Origin of the sequence: Mesorhizobium sp. B2-5-4 (assembly GCF_006441095.1) — a bacterium.
Classification (GTDB): domain Bacteria; phylum Pseudomonadota; class Alphaproteobacteria; order Rhizobiales; family Rhizobiaceae; genus Mesorhizobium; species Mesorhizobium salmacidum.
On sequence record NZ_VFUR01000005.1, the window covers coordinates 188655 to 203729 of the forward strand.

The 15075-nt window shown below is 64.9% G+C and carries 13 protein-coding genes; 2 read left to right on the top strand and 11 right to left on the bottom strand.

The features are described 5' to 3' along the window. Positions 1-269: 269 nt before the first annotated feature. Positions 270-2105, bottom strand: coding sequence for a DNA helicase RecQ (gene recQ / locus FJ492_RS08495; protein ID WP_140769480.1), 1836 nt, complete (start codon positions 2103-2105; stop codon positions 270-272). 425 nt (positions 2106-2530) lie between these two features. Here recQ and FJ492_RS08500 point away from each other — a divergent pair, with 425 nt between their 5' ends. Further along, the gene (locus FJ492_RS08500; protein ID WP_246675945.1) at positions 2531-3736 is read left to right on the top strand and encodes a coniferyl aldehyde dehydrogenase; all 1206 of its coding nucleotides are present in this window, start codon (positions 2531-2533) and stop codon (positions 3734-3736) included. A gap of 260 nt (positions 3737-3996) precedes the next feature. On the opposite strand, the gene FJ492_RS08505 is transcribed toward FJ492_RS08500, so the two are convergent. The 8 genes from FJ492_RS08505 to uxaC all read right to left on the bottom strand — a co-directional run bounded on the left by FJ492_RS08505 (position 3997) and on the right by uxaC (position 11057). Beyond that, positions 3997-4335 carry a cupin domain-containing protein gene (locus FJ492_RS08505; protein WP_140503861.1) on the bottom strand — a complete coding sequence of 113 codons (339 nt, stop codon included), beginning with the start codon at positions 4333-4335 and terminating at the stop codon, positions 3997-3999. A gap of 10 nt (positions 4336-4345) precedes the next feature. After that, the gene (gene kduD / locus FJ492_RS08510) at positions 4346-5110 is read right to left on the bottom strand and encodes a 2-dehydro-3-deoxy-D-gluconate 5-dehydrogenase KduD (protein ID WP_140769482.1); all 765 of its coding nucleotides are present in this window, start codon (positions 5108-5110) and stop codon (positions 4346-4348) included. Continuing rightward, complete coding sequence (kduI, locus tag FJ492_RS08515) at positions 5107-5958, bottom strand: 5-dehydro-4-deoxy-D-glucuronate isomerase (RefSeq protein ID WP_140503864.1); 852 nt, start codon at positions 5956-5958, stop codon at positions 5107-5109. Before kduI ends, kduD begins: the two co-directional genes overlap by 4 nt. A 22-nt stretch (positions 5959-5980) precedes the next feature. Continuing rightward, positions 5981-6751, bottom strand: coding sequence for a FadR/GntR family transcriptional regulator (locus FJ492_RS08520; RefSeq protein ID WP_140769484.1), 771 nt, complete (start codon positions 6749-6751; stop codon positions 5981-5983). Between the two features lie 11 nt (positions 6752-6762). Further along, positions 6763-8043 (bottom strand): TRAP transporter large permease, encoded by a 1281-nt coding sequence (locus FJ492_RS08525; RefSeq protein WP_027145118.1) that lies wholly within the window; start codon positions 8041-8043, stop codon positions 6763-6765. Between the two features lie 3 nt (positions 8044-8046). Beyond that, the gene (locus FJ492_RS08530) at positions 8047-8571 is read right to left on the bottom strand and encodes a TRAP transporter small permease (RefSeq protein WP_032935732.1); all 525 of its coding nucleotides are present in this window, start codon (positions 8569-8571) and stop codon (positions 8047-8049) included. 62 nt (positions 8572-8633) lie between these two features. Continuing rightward, positions 8634-9611: a TRAP transporter substrate-binding protein gene (locus FJ492_RS08535; protein ID WP_140716643.1), complete on the bottom strand. Its 978-nt coding sequence runs from the start codon at positions 9609-9611 to the stop codon at positions 8634-8636. A gap of 33 nt (positions 9612-9644) precedes the next feature. Next, a complete protein-coding gene (gene uxaC / locus FJ492_RS08540; protein ID WP_181166608.1) occupies positions 9645-11057 on the bottom strand; it encodes a glucuronate isomerase in 1413 nt (470 codons plus the stop codon). A 201-nt stretch (positions 11058-11258) separates the two neighbouring features. On the opposite strand from uxaC, the gene FJ492_RS08545 reads away from it, so the two are divergent. Continuing rightward, entirely contained in the window at positions 11259-12767 is a 1509-nt protein-coding gene (locus FJ492_RS08545; protein WP_140769488.1) for a mannitol dehydrogenase family protein, read from the top strand. A 145-nt stretch (positions 12768-12912) separates the two neighbouring features. Here FJ492_RS08545 and FJ492_RS08550 read toward each other — a convergent pair whose 3' ends face one another. Continuing rightward, complete coding sequence (locus FJ492_RS08550; protein WP_140503873.1) at positions 12913-13320, bottom strand: F0F1 ATP synthase subunit epsilon; 408 nt, start codon at positions 13318-13320, stop codon at positions 12913-12915. A gap of 112 nt (positions 13321-13432) precedes the next feature. Then, positions 13433-15013, bottom strand: coding sequence for a F0F1 ATP synthase subunit beta (gene atpD, locus FJ492_RS08555; protein ID WP_181166609.1), 1581 nt, complete (start codon positions 15011-15013; stop codon positions 13433-13435). Positions 15014-15075: the final 62 nt, after the last annotated feature.

The following is a 15075-nucleotide window of genomic DNA, read 5'->3' on the forward strand; positions in this document are numbered from 1 at the left end:
GAGCGGCGTGAAAAACATTGCAATCGCAAGCAGCAGGGCGACTGACAGCGCACGGCGGGGATTTCGCAAGAACGCAGATTGACTTGTTCAACCAGGATCTTGGGCGATCCCGGCAGATCGGCCGGGCCGAATGGGAGCGCGTCCCTGCGCGAAACAACTTCGGATGGCTGGCCAGCAGGCTGCGCTCCCAACTTTGAGGCCGCGGCTGTCATTGCTCATTGGGAGCAGCCGGATCAGCACTACAGTCTGGAGTCGGGCCCTCGCGGTCTTCAGCCAGCCTGATGCCCCGCAATCTCGGCGAGAAAAATCTCGCCGAACTCCTTGAGCTTCGCCCCTCCCACGCCGTTCACCTCGGCGAAGGCGTCGAGGTCGCGCGGGCGGCGGTCGGCCATGTCGATCAGCGTGCGGTCGGAAAACACCACATAGGCCGGCACCTGGCGCTCCTTGGCCAGCCGCAGCCGCAACGCCTTGAGCGCTGCCAGCAGCGAGGCGTCCACGCCCTCGGCGCCGGCGGCGGAGCCTTCCCCGGAACGCTTCCTGCCGCGCGCGAGAGGATCCTGCGTCTCGACGCGATACTGGAATGCAATCTCGCCGCGGCCGAGCGCGCGGCCGCTTTCGGAGATGGCGAGACCGCCATGACCCTCGGGATCCGGCATCAGGAACCCGCCCGCAACCAGTTGCCGGATCAGCGACAGCCACACTGTCTTCCTGTGCGCGGCGCCGGTGCCAAAGCTGCTTAGCGTCTGATGGCCTCTCGCCAGCACCTTCTCGGTCTCGTGGCCAAGCAGGATGTCGATGACATGGGCCGCGCCGAAGCGCTCGCCACTCTGCGCGACCGCCGCAAGGATTTTCCGCGCCTCGGCACTGCCATCGGCGCGCGGCGCCTGATCGAGGCAGTTGTCGCAATTGCCGCAGGCTTGAGCCTCTTCGCCGAAATAGCCGAGCAGCACCTGGCGCCGGCACTGCGCCGTTTCGCAATAGCCGATCAGCGTGTCGAGCCGGCGGTGCGACCGTCTCTTGTGCTCGGGTGAGGCGTCCTCGTCGTCGATGAACAGCCGTCGCATGCGGATGTCGCCAAGACCGTAAAGCATATGCGCCTCGGCCTCGCGTCCGTCGCGGCCGGCGCGCCCGATTTCCTGGTAATAAGCCTCTAGGCTGCCCGGCATATCGGTGTGGAAGACATAGGCGACGTCGGGTTTGTCGATGCCCATGCCGAAGGCGATGGTCGCCACCATGACGACGCCGGACAAGGTCATGAAGGCGTTTTGATTGGCCTCACGCGCCTCCTTGCTCATGCCGGCGTGATAGGCAAGCGCTCTGACGCCGTTCTTCTCGAGGAAGGCTGCCATCTCCTCGGTCTTCTTGCGCGACAGGCAATAGATGATGCCGCTCTTGCCCGCATGGCGCTCTATGAAGCCGAGCAGCTGGCGCTTGCTGTCCTGCTTGGGCGCGATGGCCAGCTTGATGTTGGGCCGGTCGAAACCCAGCACCAGCGTTTCGACCCGCTCGGCGAACAGCCGGGCGGCGATGTCGCTGCGCGTGCTCTCGTCGGCCGTCGCCGTCACCGCGATGATCGGCACGTTGGCGAAGATGCCGCGCAACCGCGACAGGTCTTCATATTCGGGCCGGAATGCCGGGCCCCATTGCGAGATGCAATGCGCCTCGTCGATGGCGATCAGGCTGATGTCGAGCCTGGAAAGCGCCTCGAGCATGCGCTCGGTCATCAGCCGCTCCGGCGCCAGATAGAGCAGCCGCGTCTGGCCCGATGCCACGCGGCGCCACGCCGCGACATTGGCCTCGCGGTCGAGCGAGGAATTGATCGTATCGGCGGCGACGCCGGCAAGCCGCAGCGCCGCGACCTGGTCCTGCATCAGCGCCACCAACGGCGAGACGACGAGAGTGAGCCCGCCCAGGACCAGCGCAGGAACCTGGTAGCAGAGCGATTTTCCGGCCCCCGTCGGCATGACGGCCAGCACATGGCGCCCGCCGAGCAGTGCGTCCATGACGTCGGCCTGGCCGAGGCGAAAATCATCGAAGCCGAACACGTCCTTCAGGACGCGCCGCTTGGGATCCTCGGCCCGAACACTCGCCGTCTGTGCCTGCATCAGGCTGCCGCCTGGCTGGGAGCGATTTTTCGGGGATTGGAGAGGATGTGGAAACCGATCAAGAGACTCTCCGCGTGATCCCCTGGAGTAGCGCAGCCGTCACCGGGCCGCAACAGGGCCGGCTCGTTCTCTGCCCCTGCGGTATCTGCGCCCTGCTGGATTCCTCGGCGCCACGATGTAAGCTCGACCCGACATGCCAAGGAGGGTGCGATGCTGCAGACCAGACAGGATGTCCTCGGCGAACGGTTCCGGTTGCAGCGTGCCGCCTTCGAGAAGCAGCCCTTTGCCGACCTTGGCCTTCGTAAAGACCGCCTCAAGCGCCTGCTGGCGCTGACCGAGCGGCACGAGACTGAAATCTGCGCCGCGATCGGCGCCACTTCGGCGGTCGCTCGGCGCACGAGACGCGGCTTGCGGAACTGTTTGTCGTGCGCGCCGGCATTCGCCATGCCCTTGCGCATGTTGGCGGCTGGATGCGGGAGCGTCGTGTCGCCACCACCTTGCCCTTCCTGCCGGGCAAAAACCGCCTCCTGCCGCAGCCGCTCGGAGTGGTCGGCATCGTATCGCCCTGGAACTACCCCTTTCAGCTTGCCGTCGCGCCGGTCACGGCAGCGCTCGCCGCCGGCAACCGCGTCCTGGTAAAGCCCTCCGAACTGACGCCTGCCTTCTCGGAACTGCTGGCCAGACTGGCCGGCGACCACTTCGCCCCGGACGAACTCAGCGTCATCACCGGCGATGCCGAGATGGGCAAGGCCTTCGTCTCGATGCCGTTCGACCACCTTCTGTTCACCGGTTCGACCGCGGTCGGTCGCCAGGTCGCGATCGCCGCCGCCGCCAACCTGACCCCGGTCACGCTCGAACTCGGCGGCAAGTCGCCGGCGATCCTCGACGCCTCCTGCGATCTCGACACGGCAACAGCCAGCGTCGCCTATGGCAAGCTGTTGAATGCCGGGCAGACCTGCATCGCGCCGGACTACCTGCTGGTGCCCAAGGGACAGGCAGGCACGGTCGCCGCGAAGCTCGCAGTCGCCGTGGCGCGACTCTACCCCACTCTGCGCGACAACCCAGACTACACCGCCATCGTCAGCGACCGGCATTACCAGCGCCTGCGCGCCATAATCGCGGAAGCCCGCGAGGCCGGCGCAGATGTCGCCGAGATCAACCCGGCCGGCGAAGACCTCGGCACCGCGGGCCGGAAGCTTTTGCCGACCCTGGTCAGCAACGCCGGCCCCGACCTGCGGCTGATGTGCGAGGAGATTTTCGGCCCGGTGCTGCCGATCGTCGAATACGCCACGGTCGACGACGCGATCGACTATGTGAACCGGGCCGACCGGCCGCTGGCGCTCTACTGGTTCGGCAACGACAGCACCAACCGCCAACGCATCCTGCGCGAGACCGTCGCCGGCGGCGTCACCATCAACGACTGCATGCTTCATCTGGTGCAGGAGAACCAGCCCTTCGGCGGCGTCGGCGCGAGCGGCATCGGTGCCTATCACGGCGAATGGGGGTTCCGCACTTTCAGCAAGGAGAAGCCGGTCTTCCTGCAGTCGCGCTTGAGCGCGGGAGCCCTTCTGCGGCCGCCCTATGGCAAGACGTTCGAACGGCTTTTCGGGCTGCTCAAGCGCATCACCTGACCAAGGTCGCGCGCATTAAGTTTATATTCACCATGATCCGGCAGGTTTCCGGTCCTGCGGTGATGTTTTGAGTACCGCGGCGCATTGGAGCAATTCCAGGAAAAGTGTGAAACGGTTTTCCGTCCGGAATTGCCTCAGACAGAGGCAGAACGTTTCGCCGTTTCTGTGAAACGGTGACACGCTCTGGCGCCCAGGCAACAAACCCGCGCTTCCCTAGAGGCGCGGGTTTTTCATTGGCCGAGGAACCGTTGGCGGCCCGGTCAGGCGAGAAAATCGGCGCGGTGCGGCGCAAAACTGTCGACCAGACGCCCGGCCTCAAGCGCCCTGACGCCGTGCACCAGCCCGGAGGGAACGATGAAGCTGCCGCCGGTCTCCAGGATTTCGGTCCGTCCGTCGATGGTCACCTCGAAACGGCCTTCGGCGACATAGCTTGCCTGGACATGCGGGTGCGAATGCAGCGCACCGACGCCGCCCTTGTCGAAGCCGAACTCGACCATCATCAGCTCGTCGGTGGATAGGAGCACGCGCCGGCGATTGCCGTCCGGGGTCGGAGTCCAGGCAGCCTCGCCGGCTTGCGCGAAAACTTTCAGCTCGGTCATCGTCATCTCCTCACCGCGCCAGCCAGCCGCCGTCCACCGGCACCACGGCGCCATGCATGTAGTTCGAGGCCGGCGCCAGCAGGAAGACGGCGGCATCGCCAATGTCTCCGGGCTCGCCCCAGCGGCCGGCGGGAATGCGCCCCAGGATGGCCGCGCTGCGGTCGCGATCGGCGCGCAGCGCCTGCGTGTTGTTGGTCTCGATATAGCCCGGCGCTATGCCGTTGACGCTGATGCCTTTCGCCGCCCACTCGCACGCGAGCAGACGGGTGATGCCGAGCAGGCCGTGCTTTGACGCCGTGTAGGACGCAACGCGGATGCCGCCCTGGAAACTCAGCACCGAGGCGATATTGACGATCTTGCCCTGGCGTCCCTCGGCAAGGACGCGCCGCGCAAAGGCCTGGCAGAGCAGGAAGGCTGTCTTCAAATTGACGTCGATGACATCGTCCCAATCGGTCTCCGTCAGGTCGACGGCATCTGCGCGGCGGATGATGCCGGCATTGTTGACCAACCCGTCGAGCGGCCCGCTTTCGTCCCAGACACGATCGAGCATCGGTCCAGCCGCGCCCGTGTCGGCAAGGTCGGCGGCAACCGTCTCGAATTCGCTGCCCAGAGCCGCGACCTTGCTCGCCGTCTCCTCCATCGACGAGCGGCCGACGCCGATCACCGCGCCGCCGGCGCGCGCGATCGAGACCGCGATGCCCCGGCCGATGCCGGTGTTGGCGCCGGTGACCAGGATGCGCTTGCCGGCCAGGCTGAAGGCTGTGAGATCGCTCACCGCAGCACGTCCATCGCCACCGCGTCGACATCGGTGTAGTCGACATTGTCGCCGGCCATCGCCCAGATGAAGGCGTAATTGGACGTACCGGCGCCAGAGTGGATCGACCAGCCCGGCGACAGCACCGCCTCTTCGTTGCGCATGACGATGTGGCGTGTCTCGTCCGGCTCGCCCATGAAATGGAAGACGCGCGCCGCCTCGGGCAAATCGAAATAGAGATAGGCCTCCATGCGCCGGTCATGCACATGGCACGGCATGGTGTTCCAGATCGAGCCTGGCGCCAGCTGCGTCATGCCGACCACGAGCTGGCAGGTTTTTGTCCCTCCGTCATGGATGAACTGGAAGATCGAGCGCTCGTTGCAGGCCTCCTTGCTGCCGAGATCGAGGCGCTTGGCGTCGCCGAGGCGGATCAGCCGGCTGGGATGAGCCTGATGCGCCGGCGCGCTGAGCAGGTAGAATTTAGCCGGCGCGGCCTTGTCGGACGAAGCGAATGACACATCGCTGGAGCCCATGCCGAGATAGAGCATGTCGCGCGCCCGCAGGTCGAAGGACTGGCCGCCGGCTTCGATCGAGCCGGCGCCGCCGATGTTGACGGCGATCATTTCGCGCCGGTCGAGAAAACCTTTGGTGCCGGTCGGCTTGATCGCTTCCAACGGCAATGCCGTCGCCACCGGCATGGCGCCGCCGACGATCATGCGGTCGTAGTGGGTATAGGTCAGGCTGACGCGGCCGGGCTCGAAGAGGTCTTCGATGTGGAAATTATGGCGCAGTTCGTCCGTTCCCATGGCGGCGGCGGCAGCCGGGTCGATGGCGAAGCGCGATGTGTAGTCGGTGTGGTTCTGGCTCATCTCTGTCCTGACTTCTGGTGGATCATTCCCCGGCGGCCGCCTTGACCGAACTGGCGTAAAAGGCCTGCCGCGCCTGCAGGCGCTCGCGGTAGCGCTGCTGGCTGGCGCCGAGATGGGTGCGCATCGCCTCGCGCGCGGCTTCGGCATGGCCCGCCGTGATCGCGTTCAGGATCATCAGATGCTCGCGCTGCAGCCCGCGCTGGTAGCTGTCGGACTGCACCAGTTCGGTCGACCAGGGCGAGGTCACGTCGCACGGAATGGCGCGCCGGCCGAGCACGTCGAGCATTTCGACATAGAACGGATTGTTGGTGGCGCTGGCGATGGCGCGATGGAAGGCAAGGTCGGCGGGTCCGGTCGGCTGGCTGTCGAGCAGCATCCGCTCGAACTCGAAGAAGGCTTCCTGGATCGCCGCTTCCTGCGCTGCGTTGCGACGGATGGCGGCGAGGCCGGCCGATTCGATTTCGATCGCCAGGCGCACCTCGAGCACGTTGAGCGCGATGGAATCCTTGGCTCCCATGTCGGCTGCAAGCGCGCCGAACATGGTCGAAATGTGCTCGGTGACGAAGACGCCGGCGCCCTGCCGCGGCTCGACAAGGCCGTCGGCGGCAAGCTTGGCCAGCGCCTCGCGGATGACGGTGCGGCTGACCCCGAAGGTTTCGGTCAGCTGGCCCTCGGTCGGCAATTTTTGGCCGGGCAGAATCTCGCCCGCCAGCAATTGCTTGCGGATCGCCGTGATCACGCTTTCAGAAAGCTTGGGTTTTCGTTCGACCTTGAGATCGGGACTGACGGACACGTGGCGATCTCCTAATGGAACAGGCCCGGCAGCCACAATGAGATTTCCGGTACGTAGGTGACAAGCATCAGCACGGCGAAGGCGGCGCCGTAGAATGGCCAGATCGAGCGCATCGCGGTCCAGATCGGAATGCGGCCGATGGCGCAGCTGACAAACAGGACCGCGCCGACCGGTGGCGTGCAAAGCCCGATGCCGAGATTGAGGATGAGGATCACGCCGAAATGCACGGGATCGACGCCATAGGCCATGACCACCGGCAGGAAGATCGGCGTCGTGATGATGATCAGCGGCGACATGTCCATGAAGGTGCCGAGGATGAGCAGCACGATGTTGATCAACAGCAGGATGACCAGCTTGTTGTCGGATACCGACTGCAGAAAGGCGACCAGCGCCGCCGGCACCCTGAGATAGGCGAGCAGCCAGCCGAAGGCCGCCGCGCAGCCTATGATCATCAGCACCATGGCGGTGGTGCGCACCGACGCCGTCGTCGCCGCGACGAAGTCGCCCCAGCTCATCGAGCGGTAGATGATCAGCGTCACCAGGAAGGCATAGACGATGGCGATGCAGGAGCTCTCGGTCGCGGTGAAGATGCCGGACCTGACGCCGCCGAAGATGATGGCGATCAGGATGAGGCCGGGAATGGCGGCGACAAGCAGCTGCATGGCCCGGCCGAAGCCGGCGAAGGGCTCCGTCGGATAGCCGCGGCGGCTGGCAACCCAATAGGCCGTTATCATCAACGACAACGCCAGCAGCAGACCCGGCAGCACGCCGGCCGTGAACAGGTCGGCGATCGAGATACGGCCGCCGGCCGAAATCGAATAGATGATCATGTTGTGGGACGGTGGAATGAGAAGCGCGATGATGGCGCCGACCGACGTGATGTTGACGGCGTAGTCGATGCCATAGCCGCGCGCCTTCATCTGCGGGATCATCAGCCCGCCGACCGCCGACGCATCCGCCACCGCCGAGCCGGAAATGCCGCCGAACATGGTCGACGCAGCGATGTTGACCTGCCCCAGACCGCCCCGCAAATGGCCGACCAGGGAGCCTGCCAGTGCGACCAGCCGCGCGGCGATGCCGCCGCGCACCATCAGGTCGCCGGCGAAGATGAAGAAGGGGATGGCCATCAGCGAAAAGACGCTGACGCCGGAATTGAGCCGCTGGAACACCACGACCGGCGGCAGCCCGAGCGTGAGGATCGTCGCGAAGCTGGCGACGCCGAGGCAGAACGCGATCGGCGTGCCGATGACCAGCAGGAACACGAAGGTGCCGAAGAGGACCATAAGTGCCATGGTTCAGGGCTCCTCGCCGGTTGCATGGATGTCGGCGTCGACGGGCAGGCCGGCAAAACGCCCGGCCAGCCGTTCCAAGGAAAACAGGCAGACCAGCGCGCCACCCAGGATGACCGGCAGGAAGCTGACGCCGCCCGGCAAAGCGAGCGAAGGCATCACCGTGTTCCAGGTCAGCCTCGCCAGTTGTACGCCATAGACGATCATGCCGGCGCCGAAGGCCAGCACGACAAGATCGGAAATGCTGCGCAGCACCGCCTTGGCCGAGGCAGGCAAGACATAGAGCAGCACGTCGAAGCCCAGATGCGTGCGTTCCCGCACGCCGACGGCGGCGCCAAGAAAAATGAACCAGCCCATCAGCAGAACCGAGAAGGATTCCGTCCAGCTCGGCGAACGGTTCAGCACGTAGCGCGAGAAGACCTGCCAGAAGATGATGATTGTCATCAGCGTCAGGCCGGCGCCGCTGATCCAAAGCGCCAGCCTGGCAAGTCCTGACAGGACCCGCTCCGCACCCAGCCAGAATCCTCGCATGGCCGACGCGTCCGAACGCAGCGCGGAGGTCTCCGCGCTGCTCGATCCATTGAGCCTGCCGTTCATTTCTCGGCCTGTATGCGGGCGGCCAGGTCCTTCAGTTCGGGCGTCGACAGGTACTTGTCGTAGACGGGCTTCATCGCGTCGATCAGCGGCTGCTTGTCGATATCGCTGACCTTGACGCCCGCGGCCTCGACGATGCCGCGCGACTTCTTCTCCTGCGCGTCCCACAGTTCGCGCATCTTGACGACGCTGTCCTTGGCCGCCTGGCGCACGATCGCCTGGTCTTCCGGCGAGAGCTTGTCCCAGCTTGCCTTCGACATGACCAGCACTTCCGGCACGATCTGGTGTTCGTCCATCGTGTAATGCTTGGCCACTTCGTAGTGCTTGGCGGATTCGAAGCTCGGCCAGTTGTTTTCAGCGCCGTCGATGACGCCGGTCTGCAGCGCCGAATAGACTTCCCCATAGGCCATCGGCGTGGCGTTGGCGCCAAGCGCGTTGACCATGTCGACGAACACATCGGACTGGATGACGCGGAACTTCATGCCTTTCATGTCCGCCATCGAGGTAATGTCCTTCTTGGTGTTGTAGAAAGACCGAGCACCGGAATCGTAGAAGGCGAGGCCGACGAGGTCATGCGCCTCGAACGCCTTCAGGATTTGGTCGCCGACAGCGCCGTCCATGACGTGGCGCATGTGCTCGACGGAGCGGAATATGTAGGGCAGCGACGGCACCGCGGTCTCCGGCACGATACCGTTGAACGGTCCCATCGAGACACGATCGAGGTCGATGACGCCTGCCTGCGTCTGCTCGATCGTGTCCTTTTCCTCGCCGAGCTGCGCCGAGTGATAGACCTCGATCGAATAGCGGCCGGCGGTGCGCTGCTTGATCAGGTCGCCCATGTACTTGACCGCCTCGACGGTCGGGTAACCGTCCGGATGGGTATCCGAGGATCGCAGCACGGTTTCGGCGTTGGCAGCGCCGATCAGCAGCGAACCGATGGCGAATGTCGCCGCCGTCAATTTCGAAAAATGCACCATGACTTCCTCCCTTTGAAAATCGAAACGTCCGGCTCAAAGCCGGTACGCCGTCTTGGCAAGCGTGTAGGCGAGCTCCTTCGCGAGTTCATGCGCCTCGTCCTCGCGCAGCCGGTGCTCGGCGACGAGGCGCGCCAGGAACGCGCAGTCGACGCGGCGCGCCACGTCGTGGCGGGCCGGGATCGACGGAAAGGCGCGGGTGTCGTCGTTGAAGCCGACCGTGTTGTAGAAGCCGGCGGTCTCGGTGGTCATCTCGCGGAAGCGGCGCATGCCTTCCGGGCTGTCGTGGAACCACCAGGCCGGCCCGAGCTTCAGCGCCGGATAGACGCCGGCCAGCGGCGCCAGTTCGCGCGTATAGCCGGCCTCATCCAGCGTGAACAGGATGACGGTGAGATCACGCTCCAGCCCGACACAGTCGAGCAGCGGCTTCAGCGCAGTCACATAGTCGGTACGCGTCGGGATGTCGAAGCCCTTGTCCCTGCCGAATTTCTGGAAAATGCCAGGCGAATGGTTGCGCCAGGAGCCCGGATGGATCTGCAGCACCAGCCCGTCATCCCGGCTCATCTTGGCCATCTCGGTCAGCATCTGGGCGCGAAACAGCTTCCGTTCGCGCTCGTCTTCCGAGCCGGCGCGGACCCGGTTGAACAGCTCCTGCGCCGCCGCGTCGGAAAGATTGGCGGTTTCCGCCGTCGGATGGCCGTGGTCCGACGAAGTCGCGCCGAAGCTCTTGAAGAAAGCGCGCCGCTGGCGGTGCGCGTCGAGATAGCCGGCCCAGGTCCCGGTGTCGCAGCCAGTGATCTCGCCGAGCCGGTCGAGATTGGCCAAGAAGCCTTCGAAATCGGGATCGACGACGGCGTCCGGCCGATAGGCGGTGACGACGCGGCCCTCCCAGCCGCTGTCGCGGATCATCTGGTGCCATCTGAGGTCGTCGAGCGCGCCTTCGGTCGTCGCGATGACCTCGATGTTGAAGCGCTCGAACAGGGCGCGAGGGCGGAAGTTCTCCCACTGCAGTACCGTCGCGATCGTGTCGTAATGGCGATCGGCGGTTGCGGCGCTCAACGGCTCTTCGATGGCGAACAGATGCGCAAGCACATGGTCGAACCACAGCCGGGTCGGCGTGCCACGGAAGAGGTAATAATGTTCCGCGAACAGCCGCCAGATCGCCCGGCCGTCGGTCTCGACGGGCGCACCATCGAGGGTCGGCACGCCGAGAGCCTCCAGCCGCACGCCCTGGCTGAACAGCATGCGAAAAATATAGTGGTCCGGCACGATGAGCAGCTGCGCGGGATCGGGGAACGGCTCGTTCAGCGCATACCAGCGCGGATCGGTATGCCCATGCGGGCTGATGATGGGCAGGTCCTTGATGCCGGCATAGAGATCGCGGGCGATCGAGAGCGGACGCGCCTCGGCTGGAAACAGCAAATCCGCATTGATCAGTGCCACGGCCATCCTCCCAGCCCTATCGGTAGGGTTGACCAGAAATAATGTCAACATACAAAAATTGGATTGTTGTATGATGACTTTTGAGCAAAGCTGAGCATTGTCGGCGAACGCCGCCGGTGTTACGCCGCCAGTGTTCTGCGGCTTGCGATCCGCCTCCGGATACCAGCCGTTCCATGACCCCGTTTCACGAGATGAGTGCGCGAACCGATGACAGACCGCCGCCTTTCCAACCGCACGGCGCCCGCATTACCGGCCAAGGTCGCCGCGCCTCGATATGATCGCGGTGCGGTTACACCGGGCATCGTGCATCTGGGCGTCGGCGCCTTTCACCGCGCCCACCAGGCCGCCTATATCGATGAATGCCTGGCGGCCGGTGAGACGGGCTGGGGCATAACAGGCGTGTCATTGCGCAGCGCCGACACGCGCGACGCGCTGGCGCCGCAGGATGGGCTTTACACACTGGCGGTCCGCGGCAGCGGCGGCGAGAAGCTGCATGTCATCGGCTCGATCGGTTCGATGCTGGTGGCGCCGGAAGATCCGGGCGCGGTGCTGGCGGTGCTGACCGATGCGCGCACCCGCATCGTGACGCTGACGATCACCGAGAAAGCCTATCTGCGGGCGGCGGGCGGTGGGCTGGACGCGACGCATCCCGACATCGTCCACGACTTGGCCAATCCGCAAAAGCCGAAGACGGCGCATGGTTTTCTGACCGAAGCGCTGGCCCGCAGGCTGGCCGCCGGCACCCCGCCTTTTACCGTGCTTTGTTGCGACAACCTGCCGGCCAACGGCGCCACCTTGCACAGGCTGCTGATCGAATTCGCCAAATTGCGCGATGCCAGTCCTGGTTCGGCGGGCGATGCTGGGGTCGCCGGCCACATCGCAGGTCATGTCGCATTTCCCTCGAGCATGGTCGACCGCATCGTGCCGGCCACGACCGATGCCGACAGGTCGCGGATATCGGGCGAACTTGGTATCGAGGACGCCTGGCCCGTGATGACGGAACCCTTCAGCCAATGGGTGATCAAGGACGATTTCCCGGCCGGCCGTCCGGCCTGGGAAAAATTCGGCGTCACCATGGTCGGCGATGTCGCCCCTTTCGAGGACATGAAGCTGAGGCTGCTCAACGGCGCGCATTCGGGCATCGCCTATCTCGGCCTGCTCAGCGGCCACGCCACGGTCGATCGCGCCTTCGCCGATCCGGCGATAAGGCAGTTCGTCGATGCGCTGTGGGAGGAGGCGGTATCGACATTGCCGGATGACGCCGGCCTCGACACATCAGCCTATACGACCGAGCTCGCCGAGCGTTTTTCGAACACGGCACTTGCCCACCGCACGGCGCAGATCGCCAATGACGGCAGCCAGAAACTGCCGCAGCGCATCATCGCTTCAGCTATCGAGTGCCTCGAAGCCGGCACCGAGCTGGTCCATCTCACGCTGGTGGTGGCAGCCTGGATCGCGGCCTGCGCGGCGCGCGGAAAGAGCTTGCCGGAGGGCCATTTCACCGATCCGCTCGATGCTCCGCTGACGGCGCTTTTGGACCAGCAGCTGCCGGCGAACGAAACCGTGACGGCGGTGTTCGATCTGACCGGCTTCGCCCGGGATCACGCCGAACGCCAGACGCTGATCGAACTCGTGGCCGTCCACCTCGTCCACCTGCGGCGGGACGGCACGACTTTGGCCTTTGCTGCGCTCGGCATAGAGGGCGAAGGGCCGTAAGGCGAAGCTGGCACGGATCAGCAGGCGATAGAGGACTTTGATGCCGGCGCTACAGCATCGCCGCCATAGCTGAATTCTCGCCGCTCGAACAAAACAAAAAAGCGAGGCAAGTGCCCCGCTTTTCACTTCGCTTCTGAATTGAAGTTCAGGCCGGCAGGATGGCGCCTTCCAGCGTGGTGAGCTGGCCAAGGAACTGCTCCGCCTTGCTGCGCGCCTGGTCGTCCTTGGCGTCCACGGCGTCTTCCCTGGCTTCCTGGATGCGGCGGGCGAGATCGGCGCGGTCGACATCCTTCACCGCGACGGCCGATTCCGCCAGCAGCGTGCAGCCGGCCGGAACGATGTCGGCAAAGCCACCGAACACGACATAGCGTTCTTCGCCGCCCGAGGCGTTCTTCACCGTGACGACGCCCGGCTTGATCGTGGTCATGACCGGCGCATGATGGGCCATGACGGTCATCTCGCCTTCGGCGCCTGGAATAACGACGGATTCGACCTCGGCGGAAACCAGCAGGCGCTCCGGAGAGACCAGTTCGAACTTGAAAGCTTCAGCCATATCAACTTAGCAGGTAGGGAATAGTGAGTAGTCAGTAGTGAAGGGGTGCAAAGGCCCCTTGGTCACATCTGCTATTCTCTACTCACTACTCACTACTCCCTATTCGCTTGAATTACGCCGCTTCAGCCGCGAGGCGCTGTGCCTTCTCGACCGCTTCGTCGATGCCGCCGACCATGTAGAAGGCGGCTTCCGGCAGGTGGTCATAATCGCCGTTGCAGAGGCCCTTGAAGCCCTTGATGGTGTCGGCGAGGTCGACCAGCTTGCCCGGCGCGCCGGTGAACACTTCGGCGACGAAGAAGGGCTGCGACAGGAAGCGCTCGATCTTGCGGGCGCGGGCCACCGTCTGCTTGTCCTCTTCCGAGAGTTCGTCCATGCCCAGGATGGCGATGATGTCCTGCAGCGACTTGTAGCGCTGGAGGATCGACTGCACCTGGCGGGCGACGCCATAGTGCTCGTCGCCGACGACCAGCGGGTCGAGCATGCGCGAGGTCGAGTCCAGCGGATCGACGGCCGGATAAATGCCCTTTTCGGCTATCGAACGGTTCAGCGTCGTCGTCGCGTCAAGGTGAGCGAATGAGGTCGCCGGCGCCGGGTCGGTCAAGTCATCGGCCGGCACGTAGATCGCCTGCACCGAGGTGATCGAGCCCTTGGTGGTGGTGGTGATGCGTTCCTGCAGCGCGCCCATGTCGGTGGCGAGCGTCGGCTGATAGCCCACGGCCGACGGGATACGGCCGAGCAGCGCCGACACTTCAGAACCCGCCTGCGTGAAGCGGAAGATGTTGTCGACGAAGAACAGCACGTCCTGGCCCTGGTCGCGGAAATATTCGGCAACCGTCAGGCCGGTCAGGCCGACGCGGGCGCGCGCGCCCGGCGGCTCGTTCATCTGGCCGTACACCAGCGCCGCCTTCGAGCCTTCGCCGCCGCCCTTCTTGTTGACGCCGGATTCGATGAACTCGTGATAGAGGTCGTTGCCTTCGCGGGTGCGCTCGCCGACGCCGGCGAACACCGAGTAACCACCATGCGCCTTGGCAATGTTGTTGATCAATTCCTGGATCAGCACGGTCTTGCCGACGCCGGCGCCGCCGAACAGGCCGATCTTGCCGCCCTTGGCGTAGGGAGCCAACAGGTCGAGCACCTTGATGCCGGTGATCAGGATCTGCGCTTCCGTCGATTGTTCGATATAGGCCGGAGCCGGCTGATGGATCGAGCGCAATTCGACCGCGTCGACCGGGCCTGCTTCGTCGACCGGCTCGCCGATGACGTTGATGATGCGGCCGAGCATGCCCGGGCCGACCGGCACGGCGATCGGGCCGCCGGTGTCGCGCACTTCCTGGCCGCGCACCAGACCTTCGGTGGAGTCCATGGCGATGCAGCGCACGGTGTTTTCACCGAGATGCTGGGCAACTTCGAGCACCAGGCGGTTGCCGACATTGTCGGTCTCGAGCGCGTTCAGGATCGGCGGCAGATGCTCGCCGAACTGCACGTCGACGACCGCGCCGATGACCTGACGGACCTTGCCGACAACGCCGGTGGCCCTGGTGGCCACGGCCTGGGTCCTGGCAGCGGCGGCCTTGGCCGGCGCTGCTGCTGCCTTGGCCGGGGCCGCCTTTGCCGCCGCTGCCGGAGCCTTGGCCGCCTTCGCCGGGGCTGCTGCCTTCGGGATTGCCTTCTGCGGGGTCGCTGCTTTCGCCATCGTCTTTACCCTTTTCGTCCTTTGTTTCTCACGCGGTCCGGTTCGCGGGCCATGACCCGCGG

Coding starts and splice junctions, on each gene's coding strand:
- recQ (WP_140769480.1), bottom strand. CDS start 2,105: ATGCAGGCACAGACGGCGAGTGTTCGGGCCGAGGATCCCAAGCGGCGC.
- FJ492_RS08505 (WP_140503861.1), bottom strand. CDS start 4,335: ATGACCGAGCTGAAAGTTTTCGCGCAAGCCGGCGAGGCTGCCTGGACT.
- kduI (WP_140503864.1), bottom strand. CDS start 5,958: ATGAGCCAGAACCACACCGACTACACATCGCGCTTCGCCATCGACCCG.
- FJ492_RS08525 (WP_027145118.1), bottom strand. CDS start 8,043: ATGGCACTTATGGTCCTCTTCGGCACCTTCGTGTTCCTGCTGGTCATC.
- FJ492_RS08530 (WP_032935732.1), bottom strand. CDS start 8,571: ATGCGAGGATTCTGGCTGGGTGCGGAGCGGGTCCTGTCAGGACTTGCC.
- FJ492_RS08535 (WP_140716643.1), bottom strand. CDS start 9,611: ATGGTGCATTTTTCGAAATTGACGGCGGCGACATTCGCCATCGGTTCG.
- uxaC (WP_181166608.1), bottom strand. CDS start 11,057: ATGGCCGTGGCACTGATCAATGCGGATTTGCTGTTTCCAGCCGAGGCG.
- FJ492_RS08545 (WP_140769488.1), top strand. CDS start 11,259: ATGACAGACCGCCGCCTTTCCAACCGCACGGCGCCCGCATTACCGGCC.
- FJ492_RS08550 (WP_140503873.1), bottom strand. CDS start 13,320: ATGGCTGAAGCTTTCAAGTTCGAACTGGTCTCTCCGGAGCGCCTGCTG.
- atpD (WP_181166609.1), bottom strand. CDS start 15,013: ATGGCGAAAGCAGCGACCCCGCAGAAGGCAATCCCGAAGGCAGCAGCC.